At 55.3% G+C, this 18,337-nt stretch carries 15 protein-coding genes and 2 tRNA genes; 7 read left to right on the top strand and 10 right to left on the bottom strand.

What is annotated here, in order from left to right; genetic code table 11:
- Positions 1–125 precede the first annotated feature (125 nt).
- Positions 126–1,040, bottom strand: coding sequence for a hypothetical protein (locus EYR88_RS16300; protein ID WP_131090408.1), 915 nt, complete (start codon positions 1,038–1,040; stop codon positions 126–128).
- A gap of 30 nt (positions 1,041–1,070) precedes the next feature.
- On the bottom strand, positions 1,071–3,191 hold the full coding sequence (locus tag EYR88_RS14110) for a RecQ family ATP-dependent DNA helicase (RefSeq protein ID WP_131090409.1): 2,121 nt from the start codon (positions 3,189–3,191) through the stop codon (positions 1,071–1,073).
- Positions 3,192–3,366: 175 nt separating this feature from the next.
- Between EYR88_RS14110 and EYR88_RS14115 the strand changes: the two genes are divergently transcribed.
- From EYR88_RS14115 to EYR88_RS14130, 4 genes are all read left to right on the top strand, one after another.
- Positions 3,367–4,791: a phosphomannomutase/phosphoglucomutase gene (locus EYR88_RS14115; RefSeq protein WP_207306530.1), complete on the top strand. Its 1,425-nt coding sequence runs from the start codon at positions 3,367–3,369 to the stop codon at positions 4,789–4,791.
- Positions 4,792–4,803: 12 nt separating this feature from the next.
- The gene (locus tag EYR88_RS14120; protein WP_131090411.1) at positions 4,804–5,274 is read left to right on the top strand and encodes a hypothetical protein; all 471 of its coding nucleotides are present in this window, start codon (positions 4,804–4,806) and stop codon (positions 5,272–5,274) included.
- A 77-nt stretch (positions 5,275–5,351) separates the two neighbouring features.
- Positions 5,352–5,810: an Rrf2 family transcriptional regulator gene (locus EYR88_RS14125; protein ID WP_131090412.1), complete on the top strand. Its 459-nt coding sequence runs from the start codon at positions 5,352–5,354 to the stop codon at positions 5,808–5,810.
- Between the two features lie 145 nt (positions 5,811–5,955).
- On the top strand, positions 5,956–7,131 hold the full coding sequence (locus EYR88_RS14130) for a globin domain-containing protein (RefSeq protein WP_131090413.1): 1,176 nt from the start codon (positions 5,956–5,958) through the stop codon (positions 7,129–7,131).
- Positions 7,132–7,194: 63 nt separating this feature from the next.
- On the opposite strand, the gene EYR88_RS14135 is transcribed toward EYR88_RS14130, so the two are convergent.
- The 3 genes from EYR88_RS14135 to EYR88_RS14145 form a co-directional block, all read right to left on the bottom strand.
- Positions 7,195–8,277 carry an alpha/beta hydrolase gene (locus tag EYR88_RS14135; RefSeq protein ID WP_165477388.1) on the bottom strand — a complete coding sequence of 361 codons (1,083 nt, stop codon included), beginning with the start codon at positions 8,275–8,277 and terminating at the stop codon, positions 7,195–7,197.
- Positions 8,274–8,801, bottom strand: a complete 528-nt coding sequence (locus tag EYR88_RS14140) for a PadR family transcriptional regulator (RefSeq protein WP_131090415.1) — start codon at positions 8,799–8,801, stop codon at positions 8,274–8,276. The genes EYR88_RS14135 and EYR88_RS14140 overlap by 4 nt, the downstream gene beginning before the upstream one ends.
- A gap of 175 nt (positions 8,802–8,976) precedes the next feature.
- Positions 8,977–10,806: a phosphoenolpyruvate carboxykinase (GTP) gene (locus EYR88_RS14145; protein ID WP_131090416.1), complete on the bottom strand. Its 1,830-nt coding sequence runs from the start codon at positions 10,804–10,806 to the stop codon at positions 8,977–8,979.
- Positions 10,807–11,122: 316 nt separating this feature from the next.
- Here EYR88_RS14145 and EYR88_RS14150 point away from each other — a divergent pair.
- The 3 genes from EYR88_RS14150 (at position 11,123) to EYR88_RS14160 (ending at position 12,034) form a co-directional block, all read left to right on the top strand.
- Positions 11,123–11,196 (top strand) — tRNA-Arg (locus tag EYR88_RS14150).
- A gap of 58 nt (positions 11,197–11,254) precedes the next feature.
- The gene (locus EYR88_RS14155) at positions 11,255–11,794 is read left to right on the top strand and encodes a GNAT family N-acetyltransferase (RefSeq protein ID WP_131090417.1); all 540 of its coding nucleotides are present in this window, start codon (positions 11,255–11,257) and stop codon (positions 11,792–11,794) included.
- A 166-nt stretch (positions 11,795–11,960) separates the two neighbouring features.
- Positions 11,961–12,034: transfer RNA gene (locus EYR88_RS14160), tRNA-Arg, on the top strand.
- Positions 12,035–12,111: 77 nt separating this feature from the next.
- On the opposite strand, the gene EYR88_RS14165 is transcribed toward EYR88_RS14160, so the two are convergent.
- From EYR88_RS14165 to EYR88_RS14185, 5 genes are all read right to left on the bottom strand, one after another.
- Positions 12,112–13,131, bottom strand: coding sequence for a LacI family DNA-binding transcriptional regulator (locus EYR88_RS14165; protein ID WP_131090418.1), 1,020 nt, complete (start codon positions 13,129–13,131; stop codon positions 12,112–12,114).
- Between the two features lie 95 nt (positions 13,132–13,226).
- Positions 13,227–14,645, bottom strand: a complete 1,419-nt coding sequence (locus tag EYR88_RS14170; RefSeq protein ID WP_131090419.1) for a GH1 family beta-glucosidase — start codon at positions 14,643–14,645, stop codon at positions 13,227–13,229.
- Positions 14,645–15,532, bottom strand: coding sequence for a carbohydrate ABC transporter permease (locus EYR88_RS14175; protein ID WP_131090420.1), 888 nt, complete (start codon positions 15,530–15,532; stop codon positions 14,645–14,647). The genes EYR88_RS14170 and EYR88_RS14175 overlap by 1 nt, the downstream gene beginning before the upstream one ends.
- On the bottom strand, positions 15,525–16,649 hold the full coding sequence (locus tag EYR88_RS14180) for a sugar ABC transporter permease (protein WP_131090421.1): 1,125 nt from the start codon (positions 16,647–16,649) through the stop codon (positions 15,525–15,527). Before EYR88_RS14180 ends, EYR88_RS14175 begins: the two co-directional genes overlap by 8 nt.
- Before the next feature lie 91 nt (positions 16,650–16,740).
- Positions 16,741–18,072: an extracellular solute-binding protein gene (locus EYR88_RS14185; protein ID WP_131090422.1), complete on the bottom strand. Its 1,332-nt coding sequence runs from the start codon at positions 18,070–18,072 to the stop codon at positions 16,741–16,743.
- Positions 18,073–18,337: the final 265 nt, after the last annotated feature.

The raw sequence follows: 18,337 nt of genomic DNA on the forward strand, positions 1-18,337 counted from the left end.
GTTTCTGCAGGGCATCGCGATACCCGCCTGCACCAACAATTACTTGATACCAAAAAGGACGCCTCCGAGCATCATGCTCAGAGGCGTCCTTTGAGGGTTAACGGCTTCGGCCGCCAGTGCCTAAATCAGTCATTGCGCTTCACGAAGGTCTGCAGCATGTTCTGCACAATATCCTTAGGTAGCGAGGTATGACGGACGATAATTTCTGACATGCGATCAAGGTCCGTATCGGCAATGGCTTCAAATAAGGCTTCACGGTCAGCTTCAGGCAGTTCCGCCGCGTCAAAGTGAACTGGACCGTCTGGGCCTTGTCCTTCGAATTTGAAATCAGCAACATTGCCGTTGGCACTTGCACCGGACATTGGCGAAGTCGCTATCATCCGCTCCAAGTCATCAACTGGCAAACCGGTGTAGCCGTGCAAAATCTTTGCCGCTTCTTCAAAGTTTGAATCGCGGAGCATGGAGAAGAGCTGATCATACTCATTGGGCGGAAGCTGTTCGCTGGAGAATTCACGGCTTTCGCCGTCAAGTTCGAAGGCCATTTTGAAGTGAGTCGCACTTGGCTCGTTTTCGGAACCGAACTGTTCACTCCACTCGCTAGGTACAATCCAGGTATCAGCGTCCGAACCTAGTGTGGCCTCTTGCTCATTACCGCTAGCAGCTTCTCGGTCTTCCCGTTCAACCTGAGCTTCCAGCTTGTCGCTCAAGGCCTGAATTTCAGCGTCGTCCGATGGTAGCTCCTTAGCCGGGGCAACCTGAGGGTATTTATCGAGGCTGCGAACCGCGATGACGCAGTCTTTCACCGATTCACCGGTAGCCGCGCGATAGTTTTGCACGGCCCCCATCACGTCGCCTTTAGCAAGATTGCGGTAGACGGAATTGCGGGCAGAATCATCTAGTTTCGCGTTGGCAGCTTCAGCCACTTCACGGGAGATAGCTTGCGCAACCTGCGCAGAGTTTTTCTTCCGTAATGCCTGCAGACCGAAGTAACCCAAGGCAATCACTGCGATGATGACAACGAGCCAGATGATAATTTCCATACCTCCAGACTACTTCTTTTAACTGTGCAATTACCCGGCTACGCCCAAAGTGAAAGGCAGGACACCCGGCGCGCCAGCAATTCGTAAAGCCCGCCCAGCCATAGCGATCGACCAGCGCGAATCAACAAGATCATCCACGAGCAAAACCGGACCCGGCGCACCCGAAACCAATTGTTCCAACGCAGCTGGAAGTTCAAAGGCATCTGCCACCGCAGCAACGCGGAATGCCGAGTTACCTCCGGAGCCATTTTGTGGGCCGGAGCCGCGGTACTCAAGCTGACCTAGATAGCGCAACCGGCCAACCTCGGCCAGGCTCTGAGCCAACGAGGTAATGAGTTGTGGCCGCTTATTTGACGGCATGGCAACCACACCAACGGGCCGTTCTTCCCAATTCCATTCGGCTAGTACCTTGATGCAGGCATCCACCATTGGCTTATCAATGGGATTATCGGTGGGGTCGGCAAATAGTTGACGCAGTCGATTGCCCCACCCGAGGTCGGTAAGACGAGCCAATGCCCGTCCATTGGAGATCTGCTCATCAACCGGAATTTTTCCCTTGAGCGTGTATCCCAAGCGGTCCAAACCCGATGGGTAGAGCTTACGTGGTTCAATCGGGATTCCCACGCGGCCCAGCGCCGCTTGGGCGCTGTCCTTAGAGTCTTCAGGAATATGATCGTCAAACCAGACACCGGCACAGTTATCGCAGCGTCCACATGGTACCGAACGCGGATCATCCAAGGCTTCGGTCAAGAATTGCATGCGGCACCCACGAGTATTTTCGTAGGTGACCATCAGCGTTTGTTCGTGCACCCGGCTCTGGGCCACACGCTTGTATCGTTCCGCGTCGTAGCTCCACGGCATGTCGGTGCGCATCCATCCGCCTGCAACACGTTCCACCGCGCCATCAACTGCTAGTACCTTGAGCAACAGCTCCAGAGGAGAACGGCGCAGATTCACTGCGCTTTCCAACGCCGGCACGCTCATCGCCCCGTCGGTGCCTGCTAGCGCTTCTAGTACTTGGGTGGCACGGACTTGGTCCGGCATGGAACTGGTCGCAAAGTACTCCCAGATCTCCGAGTCATCTGGGCCAGGAAGCAATAGAACATCCGCATTCACACTGCCACGACCGGCACGACCCACCTGCTGGTAGTAGGCCACCGGAGAGCTGGGTGCGCCAATGTGCAGCACAAATCCGAGGTCTGGCTTGTCAAAGCCCATACCAAGGGCGCTAGTTGCGATCAGCGCCTTAACCACATTGTTTTTTAGTGCTTGTTCTAGCCGTTCGCGTTCCTCTAGGTCGGTGCGCCCGGTATAGGCCGCGACTTCATGACCAGCTTCGCGCAACAAGCGAGCAATATCTTCGGCTGCAGAAACGGTCAGCGTGTAGATGATGCCTGAGCCGTTAAAATCATTGATATGGCTGAGCAACCAGGCCAATTGCATCCGTGGAGAAGGCAATCTCAGTACGCCAAGTCGAAGTGAATCTCGCGCAAGGGTGCCACGCAAGGTGAAAACTTGCTCGGTCCCGCCGGCCAGTTGTTCAGCCACATCTTCTACGACGCGACTGTTGGCAGTTGCGGTGGTGGCAAGAACAGGAAGGCCCTTAGGCAACTTGGCAATCAAGTCTCGGATACGCCGATAGTCGGGACGGAAATCATGGCCCCAGTCTGAGATGCAGTGGGCTTCGTCAATAACCAGCAGACCTAGTCGTTGCATCAGCATTGGTAGCTGTTGCTCGCGGAATGATGGATTATTCAGGCGTTCTGGCGACACCAGCAGCACATCAAGTTCGTTGCGTTGCAGCTTTTCAAGAATCTCGCGCCATTCGAGCACGTTGGCTGAGTTGATGGCGGCGGCCCGTACCCCTGCACGCTCGGCCGCGGCCACCTGATCACGCATGAGAGCCAGCAATGGAGACACGATCAAGGTGGGCCCATAACCCTGCTCACGCAAAAGGAGTGATGCGATGAAGTAGACCGCTGACTTTCCCCAACCGGTGCGCTGTACAACCAGGGCACGACGACGTTCGGCCACCAAAGCTTCGATTGCTTCATACTGGCCGTCGTGGAATTGTGCCTCGGGGTTTTGCACCAGAGCGCGCAGTTTCTGCAGAGCCAGGGTTTTCAGATCCACTTGCATTGAGCCATCCATGACTTCAGTATTTCAGTTTCCTCCCCTGAATTAGGATCCAGACGTGGCGATTTGTGCACTAACAACGTTTTGGATAGCATCCAGAGCCCGATTTAGCGGAAGTGTTAGGCATTTCCCATCCACAATCGCCCCATTCTCGCTGATTTGAATCAGTCAAACCGGTAGGCTGAATGATGTGAGTGAAGAAATTGATCTTAATCAGAGCTTTAAGGCCTACGACGTCCGCGGCGTAGTCGGCGAAAGCCTGAACGCCGAAGCAATCGAAGCTATTGGCGCGGCCTTTGTTGATGTCTTGTCCCTGTCGGGCAAGGACGTATTGGTGGGTGGCGACATGCGCCCATCCTCTGCAGAATTTGCCCAGGCGTTCGCCCGTGGTGCTACCTACCGTGGCGCTAATGTCATCATGCTCGGCTTGATCTCCACCGACGAGCTGTACTTCGCTTCGGGCAAGCTTGATGCTGCTGGCGTGGTGTTTACCGCCAGCCACAACCCAGCCCAGTACAACGGCATCAAGATGTCCACTTCTGGTGCTCGTCCGATCTCTTCGGCCACGGGCCTGTTTGATATCCGCGACGTGGCACAGCAGTACCTGAACGAGGGACTGCCAGTTTCCGGCGATACCCCGCAGGGAAGCATCACCGAACGCGACGTCTTGGCTGATTACGCGGCATACCTGCGTGAACTGGTTGATATCTCATCCATCCGCCCGCTGAAGATCGTGGTGGATGCAGGCAACGGCATGGGCGGCATGACCACCCCTGCAGTACTTGGCGACACCGTACTTTCAGCACTACCGCTTAATATCGTTCCCTTGTACTTTGAGCTGGATGGCACCTTCCCTAATCACCCAGCCAACCCACTGGAACCAGAAAACCTCAAGGACCTTCAGGCTGCGGTGCTCGAGCACGGCGCCGACATGGGCCTAGCCTTCGACGGCGACGCGGACCGTTGCTTTGTTATCGACGAGCGCGGCCTTCCGCTGTCCCCTTCGGCAATCACCGCCTTGGTTGCTGTTCGCGAAATCGCTCGCGTTCAGGCAGCTGGCGAAGAGAACCCCGTGATCATCCACAACCTGATCACCTCCAAAGCAGTGCCTGAATTTGTCACCAAGTCCGGTGGCACCCCGGTGATGACCCGTGTGGGCCACTCCTTCATCAAAGCTGAGATGGCAAGTCAGGGCGCGGTATTTGGTGGCGAGCACTCGGCGCACTACTACTTCCGCGACTTCTACAACGCTGACACCGGCATGCTGGCAGCCATGCACGTTTTGGCAGCCCTCGGTGAGCAGGATCTGCCACTGTCGGAACTCGGCGCCGAATACGAACCCTACGTTGCTACCGGAGAAATCAACTCCGAGGTAGAAGACAAACAAGGCGCTACCGCTCGAGTTCTGGCCCACTTTGACGGGGAACCTGTTGATGTGATGACCATGGATGGCACTACCATTTCGGCAAAGGACGGCAGCTGGTGGATCAACCTTCGCCCGTCCAACACCGAGCCGTTCCTACGTTTTAACGGTGAAGGCCGCACCGCAGAAATCATTGAGCCCCTCCGCGATACCGTCTTGGCGATCGTGCGCGGAGAGAACGTCACTAACTAGCAAGGGGAAGACATGAATCTCGAATCATTGGATGAGGGCGTCAAGGACGCACTGAATAAAGTCTTGGGCACCGCGCTAGGCGTGGCTCGCGAGCAGCTCGAAGAGCAGGGCGTTTTCCTTCCCTTCGCGATCGCGCTGGAACCAAAAGACGATGAAAGCGAGCCAGAGCTACGTCTGATCGCAGTACCACCAACGGATGATCCAGAAGATCCGGATGCTGACATCGATACCGAAGCCATGGCTGCTGAACTGGTTGAGGTTTTGAACCAGCAGGGCACCCACTTTGATGCCATCGCTATCGCTTCTGATGTTCTACTTCAGGAAAACGACCGCGACGCCATCCACATCGTTGCCGAGCACCGCGTGGGCGCTGCCCTCGCTATCGTTCAGCCATACACGATGCCAGCTGAGCCAGGTGGCGAGTGGATTTTCGATGAGCCTGCTGCCGAATCGGCCGAGGCCATCTGGGCCAACGCGCAGTAGATCTCACTTGGTGATTTCGGGGTCAGCATAGTGACTATGCTGACCCCGAAATGCTTTTCCCACGTAAAGTATGAATTATGAAACTCAGTGCCTTTACCGACGTGTGCTTGCGAACCATTATGGTTTTGGCAACGCCGGGCACCGGGCAATTGACCAGCCGTGAGATTGCCGATTCCGTAGGGGTTCCCTACAACCACGTTGCCAAGGCCGTCCTGGAACTGCGCACGCTGGGAATTCTGCAGGTCGCTCGCGGCCGCAACGGTGGCGCGACATTGAGCAGCCGAGCGCTGAGCTTTTCCCTCGGCGGGCTGTTGCGCAAATTGGACAAGCGCACCGATATCGTGGATTGCTCCGATCATGACGCCCAAACCAATTGTCCGCTCTCGGGCGACTGCCGTTTGCGGGCCGTCTTCCGGCAGGCTCGTGAAGTTTTCTACGCTTCGCTGGATCCAGTGACCATTCAGGACATCTGCCCGACATCATCCGCGATGCCGATCAAGGCGCTTCCCTTCCCGACGGTGCGCAATCTTTCCTGATTCCCCTTCGACCCGGGTGTAGCATCGCCCACTGATGTTACGTATTCCAGCTGGTGAATTTGCAATCCTTTTCTACTAGGCGTAGAAATGGATCATAAATCTTGTATTTCAAATACAAGTTATCGACAATTCCCAAGGAGACCCGATGCTGTCCACCAAGTCCTTCCCGGTCATTGAAGCCACGCTGCCCATCATCGCAGAGCGCATTTCAAGCATTACCCCGAACTTCTACAACCGCTTGTTCGCCGCGCACCCGGAATTGCTCGACGGAATCTTCTCCCGCTCGAACCAGAAGAACGGTACCCAGCAGCAGGCACTGGCCGGATCCATCGCAGTCTTCGCAACGTACTTGGTCAAGCACCCGGGCACCACCCCGGAAACCATGCTCGCCCGCGTAGCCCACAAACACGCTTCCCTCGGTGTCACCGAGGATCAGTACCCCATCGTCTACAAGCATCTCTTTGACGCCATTGCCGAAGACCTGGGCGATGCGCTGACTCAGGAGATCGCCGATGCCTGGACCGAGGTCTACTGGCTGATGGCCCACGCGCTGATCAAGATCGAGAATGGCTTGTACGCACAGCAGGCCAACGCCGAGATCTACACCCCGTGGAAGCTTGTCGAGCGCACCAAAACCGGCGTTGATTCGGTCTGCTTCAGCTTCGAGCCAGCTGACGAAACCCCAGCCACCACCGCCAAACCTGGCCAGTTCGTTTCGGTCCGCATGCCAATGGCCGACGGTCTCCGCCAGGTTCGCCAGTACACTTTGAGCAACGACATCGAGCGGACCAATCGTCGCACCGTCACCGTCAAGTTGGATATGAACGGCGAGTTCTCCCCTGTGATCCACAATGACCTGAAGCTCGGCGACGTGGTCGAGCTATCAAATCCGTATGGCGACCTGGTCATCGATAACGAAGGCTCGCCATTGGTGATCGCCACCGCTGGGATTGGATGTACCCCGAGCGCAGCCGCATTGCAGATATTGGCTGCACGTGGCTCCACCCGCAAGATCACCGTGTTGCATGCCGACCAGGAAGTCACCGCCTGGCCATTGCGTGAGCAGATGCTCGAATCCATCGGCAAGCTACCAGAAGCCACCATCAGCACCTGGTTCGAACGTGGCGAATTGCCAGAGGACCTAAACGCCCAGTCCGGCTACATGAACCTCACTGGCGCACTGACCGAGAATGCCCAGGTCTACCTGTGCGGCCCGTTGCCATTCATGAACGCAGTGCGCAACCAGGCGCTTGAAGCTGGCATCCCCGCCGAACGTATCCACTATGAAGTCTTCGGCCCGGATGTATGGCTCGCCGCCTAGCCTGTGAGTTGCAGAGCGGTGCTGCAGGTGAATCCAGCGAATTCACCTGCAGCACTTTTGTTTCTATTTTCCGGTATCCGCAGCATCTTCCGGCGTATCGCCCCGTTGCGGTCCCTTCTTCTTAAGATCGAACTTCTTCGAGTCCAGCTTTCGAGGATTGCTTTTCCCGGTGAACCTGCCAAGTTTCTTCTGTCCGTCCTCTTGAAGTGGCGGCGTCGATTCTCCGGTTTCTTGGCTCTGATTCACCGGCACTTCAGCGGCCTGTTCCGCTGGTGTTGATTTGGTGTTCCTTGCCGGCTTGGTGGCCTGCGGGTCCAGCAGAATCTGGTGCAGTCCCCCATCGGTGATCCAACGGCGCAGTACCGAATTGAACAGGATGGGATTCTCAATGTTCCACTGGTGATGCATTCCCGGTACCACCCGAGTGATGGCTTGTGGAAGCTCTTCACGCAAGGCAATAAAGGATTTCTGCACCAATTTTGGCTCCTTGGAACCGACTAGCGCCAAGACTGGACCCCGGTAAGCTCCGAGGTTTTTAGGCAGTCCCCCGGGATCCAAGTCATTCATGATGGCACGCATATTTTCAGCTTTGAGTTTCACACCATGCTCGGCAAAAAGCTCGCGCTCGTCATCCACCATGCCATAGGCGCCGGCTTGGAAGCGCCAGTACCATTCACTGCCGATCAGCTTCAGCTGCATCCGGTGGAAGGTACGTGCCGCGGTACTTGCACCGGTCACCGGCGTACCGGTGATCAGTACCGAGTCCACCAGCTCCGGGTGCCGCGCAGCTACATGCAAGGCGATCACTCCACCGAGCGAAATTCCGACCAGGTGCACTCCACCTTCTGAAACCTCGTCAGCAATCAGCGCGGCCACGTCATCAGCCGCTGATTCCAGGCCTTCCCAGGTCTCTTCAAACCGCGCACCGAAGGCTGGAAGGTGCAGGGTGAGGACATTAAAGTCGCCAAAGGCCAAGACCTGCGGATCCCAGCTCCAGTTACCCACGTTGCCACCATGAAGGAAGACGATGGTCTGCGGATGGCTTTGGTTTTGCCCGGCACGTCCAGGGTGGACCTCAGGATAATCCGTGGCATCACGCAAAGCGCCCTGCGCAGGCTTTGATGCAGAATCTTTGGCAGAAGTCATGGCAAGTACTCCAATACCGCGTCGAGCCATTCCAGCTGCGCGGCTTGTTGTCGGATTGCATTATCGAGGGTTGCGGCCATGAGGAAGCTTCGTCGGTCAGCAGCAGCTCGCATGTCGATCCCCTCGCGCTGGGAGAGGTAATCGTCGAGAATGAATTGGGTTGCTTCACGACGTTTTACAAGCAACTTTTCGATGTCTTCGCGCTCGAGCTCCGCAGCGAAAAATACCTGCCCCATAAAAGGGTCGCGTTCTGGGGATTCAACCGGACCGTCCGAAAGCCACAGGGTCAGTACTTCGCGACCAGCTTCGGTGATGTGGTGCTCTTGGCGGTCAGGGTAATTGCTTTGAGGCACCGTACGCACAGTGGCGTAGCCCTTATCAACCAGCTGCGCCAAGGTGCGATAAATCTGCGCCTTATCTGCATTCCAGAAGTGGTTAATAGAGGAGTCAAAGTGCTTTTTGAGCTCATAACCAGTCATCGGCGACAAGCATAGGAGCCCAAGGATTAAACGTGCCAAAACCATAGAGTTATCTTTTCACAGTTAGTTGATTTTGCACCCACTTTTGCACGGCGTGGGAAAACTGTGCCCGGATTGTGACAATTGCTTGGCGCGCACCTTCGGCGCTTAAACGACCTTGCTCCTGGTTACTGGATTTTCAGTAACCAGGAGCAAGGTCGATGTTGATCTATTCGAGAACTTATGCGCTCAGGCGTTCCTTCAGACCGTCAAGCTCTGCACGCAGTGAAGCTGGCAGTGCATCGTCGAAGTTGGCGTACCATTCTTCGATGCCCTCAACTTCGGCGGCCCATTCGTCCTTGTTGACGGCCACAGCGGCTTCAACGTCAGCCGGAGTGAAGCCTTTCAGGCCGGTCAGGTCGATGGATTCACCGGTTGGCACGTTACCAATGATGGTTTCCTTGGCATCCGCGGTGCCTTCGATGCGCTCGATAGCCCACTTGAGCACACGCGAGTTGTCACCGAAACCTGGCCATGCGAAGCCACCTTCAGCGTTGCAACGGAACCAGTTCACCAAGAAGATCTTTGGCATCTGCTCAGGGTTGAGCTTGGCCGAGATGCTGTCCCAGTGGTTCAGGTAGTCACCTGCGTTGTAGCCGATGAATGGCAACATCGCCATTGGATCGCGACGAATCACTCCGGTAGCACCGGAAGCAGCTGCAGTGGTCTCCGAGGACAGGGTGGAACCCATGAAGATACCGTTGGTCCAGCTGCGCGCTTCGGTCACCAATGGAATGGTGGTCTTACGACGACCGCCGAACAAGATGGCATCAATCTTCACGCCGTCTGGCGAGTAGTAGTCTTCGGAAAGCATGTCGACCTGCGAGATCGGGGTGCAGAAACGCGAGTTAGGGTGCGCTGCTGGACGACCGGACTCCGGAGTCCAGTCATTGCCCAACCAGTCGGTCAGGTGTGCCGGGGTCTCGTCAGTCATGCCTTCCCACCACACGCCACCTTCGTCGGTCAGCGCAACGTTGGTGAAAATGTTGTTGCCCTTGGCGATGGCACGCATAGCATTCGGGTTGGTGGACCAACCGGTACCTGGAGCCACACCGAACAAACCGTACTCTGGGTTCACTCCGCGTAGTTCGCCTTGTTTGCCGATGCGCATCCAGTTGATGTCATCGCCCAAGGTTTCAGCCTTCCAACCTTCGATGGTTGGATCCAGCAAAGCCAGGTTGGTCTTACCGCAAGCCGATGGGAATGCAGCAGCGACGTGGTAGGCCTTGTTCTGTGGGCTGGTCAGCTTGAGAATCAGCATGTGCTCAGCGAGCCAGCCCTCATCACGAGCCATGGCGGAGGCGATACGCAGGGAGTAGCACTTCTTGCCCAGTAGTGCGTTGCCACCGTAGCCCGAACCGTAGGACATGATGGAGCGCTCTTCAGGGAAGTGAACAATCCACTTGTCCTCGTTGCAAGGCCATGCTACGTCTTCTTCGCCTGGCTTCAGCGGTGCACCTACAGAGTGCAGCGCTGGAACGAAGAATGCGTTTTCTGCTTCCATCTTGCGCAGTACTTCATCGCCAATCTTGGCCATGATGCGCATTGAGGTAACAACGTAGGCCGAGTCGGTGATTTCTACGCCGTAGGCAGGGTTTTCAGCGTTCAGCGGTCCCATGACAAAAGGAATGACGTACATGGTGCGTCCGCGCATCGAACCGTCAAATAGGCCGTTGAGCATGGACTTCATCTTCTCTGGGTCTTCCCAGTTATTGGTGAAGCCGGCGTCTTCCTTCTTCTTCGAGCAGATGAAGGTGCGCTCTTCTACACGCGCTACGTCCTTGGGGTCCGAAAAACCAGCGTAAGAATTAGGGAAGTTTGGATCGGTCAGCTTAACCAAGGTTCCGGCTTCAACGAGTTCAGCACTCAGTCGTTCGGCTTCTGCTGCTGAACCATCTACCCAATAAACACGATCCGGCTTCGTCAAGGCGGCCACTTCTTCGACCCAGCTTGCCAACTCCTTGTGCGAAGTTGCTGCGTCGATTACGGTCTGATCCGAGCTCGTGCTCATTATGTGTTCCCTCCATTGGGCTCAACTAGCAATAAATCAAGGCTAGGGTGAACGCTGAGAGCTCACGGTGTGATCGAGACCTCAACAAAGCGTGGGCAGGAAACGCAAAACTTGAAAAATCCCGAGATTCCGGGGAACTTGAAAGTGGAAAACACGAAAAGATGTGATGAAGGTCACGTAGACCGGTACCCTTTTGCGTGCTTCACATAACCGTCTGTTCACCTGAACGCGGTAGCTTTGCCCGCCGATTTGTACATGCTCAAATCCACCTGTATAGTAATTCGAGGTTCGTGAGAACGAGCCAACAACAGAATATGCGCCCATAGCTCAGCTGGATAGAGCGTCTGTCTACGGAACAGAAGGTCAGGGGTTCGAATCCCTTTGGGCGCACAAATTGAAATTCCCACTCAAACGAGTGGGAATTTTTTTGTATCCCAAGGAGAAGTTGATGCCCACATTGACCCTCGACTCACGCACGATCCTTCGTTTGCTCGAAGTTTCGGACGCCGCCCAGCTCGCAGAAGCCTATGTGCGCAACCGCGAACACTTGCGCCCCTGGGATCCGGAACGCGAAGATGCTTTTTTCACGCAGGCCTGGCATGCAGAAAATATTTCTCAAACTCTCGCGGCCAATGAACACGGTCTGGCGTATCCATACGGGCTGTTTCGCGACCAGCAACTGATTGGTCGCTTTAATATCGTGTCTGTTGTTCGTGGGCCATTCCAAAGTGCCAGCCTGGGCTACTGGGTTGACCATCGTTTCACCGGGCAGGCACTGGCCTCGCGCGCAGTGGCCGCACTGCGCATTGAAGCCGCGGAGAACATTGGATTGCATCGCCTGGAAGCCAGCACTCTTTTGCACAACTTTGCTTCGCAGAAAGTGTTGCTGAACAACGGCTTCGCCCAGATCGGGATGGCACCAAACTACCTGAAAATTGCAGGGCGATGGCAAGACCATAATCTCTATCAAACGATCCTTCACAGCTAGTTTCAAACCCGGCCACGCAGCATTGATCTAAGCCATCTCTATACGCTTCAATGCCCTCACGACCAGACATCTTGTGAATCACGGCACTTTTGGCCGATTTGGTTTTTGCTCTGCTGAATTCTCGTGTAAAGTTATTCAAGTCGTCACGACGACAACAATAAAATATGCGCCCATAGCTCAGCTGGATAGAGCGTCTGTCTACGGAACAGAAGGTCAGGGGTTCGAATCCCTTTGGGCGCACAAATTGAAATTCCCACTCAATCGAGTGGGAATTTTTTGTCTTTCCTTCAACTTCTGTCACCGCCTTGGCGTCGCAATTAATGCGATTGCCTCAGCACCAGCTTGGTATCCATGATGCTCCACGCCGGAACCTTCTCGCCTTGAATCCTTTTGATCAGCAGTTCGGCCATAATCTCCCCCTGCCGTTCAGGGAATTGAGCAATAGTCGTGAGCGGCGGGTTTGAACTGCGCGAAAATGAATCATCATCCACCGTCGTCACGGAGATATCCTTCGGCACATTAATGCCTGCTTCATGCAACGCCTGCAAAGCGCCAAAACCCATCTGCGCACTGGCAGTAAACAAGCCATCAATCGAAACCTGGGACGCAAGTAGCTGTTCCATGATGTGGTGACCACTTGCCGGAGTGAAGTCACCAATTTCGATAGCCACAGGTTCAAGGCCTGCAGCCTCAACTCCCTGCTTGAACCCGACCAACCGGTCAAGGCCCGCACCCATATCCTGTGGTCCGGCGATCATTGCTAATTTGGTTCTCCCCTGAGCGATGATCACCTCAGTTGCCCGACGAGCGGCGGCAATATTGTCGATATCAACCACGTAGATCTCGTTTTGATCTGTGCTCATGGTGCGCCCGCCATAGACCATTGGCAATTTGGAAGCTAGGTCTGCATAGGAACGGTCATCCGCGTGATGCGAAAGAACCAGGGCGCCGTCGACATTTCCACCCTGCAAGTATCGGGTCGTTTTGGCTGGATCAGATTCGGTAGAGAGCAGCAAGGTGAGCATAAATTCGGTGTCGGCCACATATTGAGCGACACCTTGGACGACCTTGGCAAAGTACGGGTCCGCAAAAAACTTCGCTGTATTCTCGGGCACCACCAACGCAATGGAGTTGGTTCTGCCCTGCGCTAGTGAGCGGGCAGCCCGATTGGGCACATAGTTCAGCTCTTGGATCGCTTGATCCACAGCCTTTTTGGCGTCAGCCTTAACCCGATCCGAACCGTTGACCACCCGTGAAACCGTAGCTCGCGAGACGCCAGCGCGTTCAGCCACCATTTCCAGTGTTGCTTGCGGTCTGCGCGATTCGTTCATGCTCATTATCTTGCGCCTAGGTATGAGTAGTTAGCGGATCATCGTGCGTGCGTGATGGCCCGTACCTCAGGTAATGAGCTACGGGCCATCATCAACAAGTGCTATGCCATTGTACGATTTGCGGCAATCAGTGAGGCGTAAGCCTTGCCGCTGTTCTTAATGATCCGTTCCTGAGTTTGGTAGTCGACGTGGATAATTCCAAACCGCTTGTCATAGCCCCAAGCCCACTCGAAATTATCGAGCAGCGACCACACGAAGTATCCGCGCAGATCAACACCGTCATCAATCGACTTAGCGACCTGGTCCAAATGGTTCAGGATATATTCGCTGCGCTCGGTATCCTCGATCGTTCCTTCATCACTCACCACGTCGGTATACGAGGCCCCGTTTTCCGTGATGTACAGCGGAGGCAAGTTCTCGTAGTCCTGAGTCAATCGGTTGAGCAAGACGCGTAAACCTTCGGGGTTCACTTCCCAACCCATCGCTGTACGTGGCAGGTCTCGGGCTGGGAATGTCACGTACTCACTGCCCACAAAAGGCGAAGACTTGGCAGCATCTGTAGGCTGCACAGCAGCCGGTTGCCCCTCAGGCAACGGATGACCCGACACGTTGTCATCGTGATAATGATTTACGCCCAAGAAGTCGATGGTCTGATTGATCTGCTCTAAGTCTCCTGGCTGAATCAACTGCGCCAGGCCAAGATGGCTGACATCTTCCAAGAGATCTGCTGGGTAGGAGCCACGCAAGACTGGGTCCAGATACATCCGATTCCACAGGGCATCAACACGACGTGCTGCTTCAAGATCAACTGGATCAGATGGGTCGTTCGGCACCGCATTGGTCAGGTTCAACGTGATGCCGATTTCCTGCGCACCGAGTTCACGCAGACGCTGTACTGCCAAGCCGTGAGCCAAGTGCTGGTGATGCATCGCAGCCAAGGCTGCTTCGGGTTCTTGCCGTCCTGGAGCATGCTCGCCAGCGGCATAACCAATCAGCGAAGAACACAGTGGCTCATTAAAGGTGGTCCAATGTCGCACCCGGTCACCGAGCTTGTTGTAGACCGCTTCGGCATACTCCAAATACCGGTACGCGGTATCGCGGTTGGTCCATCCCCCGCCCTCTTCCAGAGCCTGCGGAAGATCCCAGTGATAGAGAGTCAGCCACGGCAAAATGCCGTTGTCTAGTAGCTCATCTACGAGGCGAGAGTAGAAGTCCAAGCCTTGCTGATTCACGGTTCGTCCGCCGGGAACCACGCGAGCCCAGCTGGTGGAGAACCTGTATGAGTCCAGTCCAATTTCTCGCATGAGCTGCACGTCTTCGCGATAGCGGTGATAGTGGTCCACTGCGACTTCAAGGTTTTCTCCGCCGGCAATAGCACCTGACTTTCGTGCAAACGCATCCCAGATGGAGTCTTCTTTGCCATATGCATGGCCGGCGCCCTCAATTTGGGCGGCCGCCGTGGCCGAGCCAAAGACGAATCCCTTGGGCCACGCGAACTGTTGCGATAGATGAGTAGTCATTAACCCTTTACAGCTCCTGCCATAATTCCGGATACAAGTTGTTTTCCTGCCAAAACGAAGAGCAACAGCAAAGGAATCGTCGCCATCAAGGCGCCGGTCATCACGATGGTGTAGTCAACGTATCGAGCAGATTGCAGTTGGCTCAGCGCCACCTGCAGGGTTGGTGTTTGTGGGGCTACCAGCATAGGCCACAAGTAATCGGTCCAGGCTGTCATAAAGGTGAACAGCGAAAGGATCGCCATCGCAGGTCGAGCAGCAGGCACGCCCACATGCCAGAAGGTTCCAATCATCGAAGCGCCATCAACACGGGCGGCTTCAATCAGCTCATCAGGGATGTTGTCCACGAGGTACTGGCGCATAAAGAAGACACCAAAAGCGGTTACCAGTGTAGGGATCATAATGGCTCCTAGAGAGCCGGTCCAGCCAAACTGCTTCATCATCATAAACATCGGAATGATGCCTAGCTGAGTCGGGACCGCCAAGGTAGCAACCACAAAAATCAGTAGCCCTTCTCGTCCACGGAAGCGCAGCTTGGCAAAAGCGTAACCCGCCAAGGTTGAGAAAGAAACCACGGAGAAGGTAATCACCGAGGAAACGATCAAACTATTTCCCAACGCCGCCCAAAAATCGACCGAGTCGAATACTTGGGCAACATTTGACCAGAATTGCCCGCCCGGTAACAGTGGTGGCCATGCCGAGGAGAATACGTCACCGGTGGAAGAACCAATAACAAATGAGTACCACAGCGGGTAGGTGCTTCCGATAAGGAAGGCCAGCAAGATGCCATAGGTCAGGAATCCTGGGCGACGGTCCGCGGTGAAGTTTTTGCTACGCCCTAGCCGAGTGGGCTTAGTGCGTACGGTTCGTTGTAAGGTCGCGTTACTCATCGGTGCTGCTTCCTTTCATTGAACCTGCTGGGCTTTGAATCCGGGCTTGTGGGGCAATGCGGCCGGCACGTTTTGTGGTCACTTTACTCGTGCCTCGTCCCTTTTTCTTTTCTGAAGATGAAGCTATTGATCCGGAGACCAAGAAGTTGATCAGTCCGATAACAATAATGATCAAGAACAGCATCCAGGCCACGGCCGATGCTCGACCAAAGTCACCTCGGTTGAACGCTAGATCCCACAGGTACAGAACGGTGGTTTGATACTGCCGATCCGGCCCTCCCGGTACCGAGCTGCTGGGGTTAAAGAGTTTGGGTTCGGTGAAGATCTGCAGTCCACCAATGGTGGCGGTGATGATTACGAAGATCATGGTTGGACGGATGCTTGGCAACGTGATCGAGAAGAACCTGCGGATCATTCCAGCACCGTCGATGGCTGCCGATTCGTGCAGTTCGCGCGGCACCGCCTGCATTGCGGCCAGCAAGATCAACGCGTTATATCCCGTCCAGCGCCAGTTCACCATGGTCGCGATGGCCATATGGGATGGGAAGACCGAGGTTTTCCACGCAACGGGATCAATGTTTAATGCGCCGAGCAGATTGTTGATCAACCCATACTTTTCGTCAAAAGCACTGGAGAAGATTAGCGTGACCGCTACCGGCGTGACCACGTAGGGAACCAAAACGCTCATCCGCCAGAAAGTCTTGGCACGAAGGTTCTGGTCAAGCATGGCCGCAATGAATGTGGCAATGACCAGCTGCGGGATGGAGGAGAGCAGGAAAATGCTGAAGGTGTTGAACAGCGAATTCCAGAACAGTGGAGAAGTTAGTTCCGCCTTGTAGTTGGCCAGTCCCACCCATTCTCCGGCGCCGCCTAGCAGATCCCAGTCATTAATCGACACCACGAAGGTGTAAACCAGCGGGAAGAGGCCGACCAAACCGAAGAGGATAAAGAAGGGCGAGATGTAAAGATATGGGGAGTATTTGTAGTCCAACCGTCCGCGGAAGTGGCGCCGTCTGATGCTTCGCTCCGCTTTAGTTTCATCCAGCTTCTCACCGGTGCTTACACGCGGTAGTTCGGTGTTGAGGTGGGGCCGTGACATTGGTGTCGTGGTACTCATCTGTGTTGTCTTTTCTGCTGCAGTGCCTCTGCGCGAGGGAAGAAATCCGTGGTTGGTTTCGCCCTCGCGCAGAGCGGTGAAGGGTACTTAGTTACTTGATTTCCAGTTCCTTCAGCGTTGACAGCGCACTGTTCCACGCGGATTCTCCGTCGGTGCCCTTATCAATGGCGATGGTTGCTGGCCCGAAGACCTGTTCCTGGATCACCGAGTCATCGGCGCCCTTGAACTGTGCTTTGACTCCGTCGGCTCGGTGGCCCAACATTTCACCAATCGGTGCTCCATTGAAGAACTTCGTTAGGTCGTTCTCACCGGTCACGGCCTTGGACTTCTGTGCTTCAACGTTGCTCGGGAACGCTCCGGCAGTTTCGAAGGAGGTAGCCTGCGAAGTGGCGTTGGTCAGGTACTGGGCCAGCTTGGCCGCCTCGGCAGGGTGCTTTGAGGTGGTAGGTACGGTCAGGAATGCGCCACCCCAGTTAGCTGCGCCTCCGGGGAAGACATCAGCAAAGTCCCATCCAGCTGAGGAATCCCCGCCAGCTCCTTCAACCTGGCCTTTGACGTTTCCGAGCATCCAGCCTGGGCAAGGCATAACCGCAAAGGAACCGTCAATGAATGCCTGTCCTTTACCCCAGTCCCACTGGGTCTGCCCGGATGACAGTCCCTTCTTTGCTGCCGCTGAGAGCTTGTCCCATTGTTCGCGCAGCTGCGTATTTCCCTCGATGTTCAAGGTTCCATCGGCCTTGTAGTAGCCCTCATCGAGTTGGTTGGCCATTGCGTTCCAGACAAAGCCGGACTGGTCGTAGAAGGCCTTGTCGGTTTTCTTGACGTAGTCTTCGCCGACGCTGAAGAAGTCATCCCAGGTGGCATCTTCGCCGCCGAAGAGTTCAGCCACCTTTTCACGGTCGCTCGGAAGTCCTGCCGCTTTGAAGAGCTTGGAGTTGTAGCACAGGCCCATCGGCCCGATGTCGGTGCCGTAACCAATGAGTCGTCCTTGCTCATCGGTAGCCTGCTTAACTTTCCAGTCCACCCAATCAGCTGAGATGTCCTTGGCACCATACTCGTTGAGATCGGTGAAGCTCTCGGAGACGGTCATGACCTGACCCAGCCAGCCTTCTTCCACGGCCTGGACATCTGGCAGACCTGCGCCGGCAGCCTGCTTGGTCTTCCAGTCCGTCAATGCGTTGCCGCCGGTGTCGATGTTGGTGGCTTCGATGGTGACGCCAGGATTTTCTTTTTCGTATTTCTTGTACAGCGGGTCAAGGCCCTGAGTGCCGAAGGTGGTGACGGTCAGGGTGACGGGATTATCCGCCGAAGCTGGCTGGGCGGCATCTTTGCTTTCGCCCGATGAGCAACCTGCTGCGAGCAAGGCGATGCTTGAGGTCAGTGCGACAACCTTGGCAAGGCGAGATGTTCGTGAAGACTTCACGGTGACTCCATTCAAGTTCGGTTCGTGCGAGTGTGGGGTACTTCAATATTTTGAGAGCGCTCTCAAAATACGGCAAAAAGAATAGGGTTCATCCCTGAACCCTGCTTGCCATGGTTATGAAAGCAGCTCCGCTTTTCGTTTTGTGAGCGCTCTCACAAGACGTCTTCATCAATTCTCCACGAAGCGATTTTTCTGTCAACCCCAAATTTAAACCGAGTACGGCCAGGTGCCCCTTGCTGGCAGGTTCACCTGGCCGTTCCGGTTT

Source organism: Arthrobacter sp. S41 (genome assembly GCF_004320535.1).
In the GTDB taxonomy this organism is placed as follows: Bacteria; Actinomycetota; Actinomycetes; order Actinomycetales; family Micrococcaceae; genus Glutamicibacter.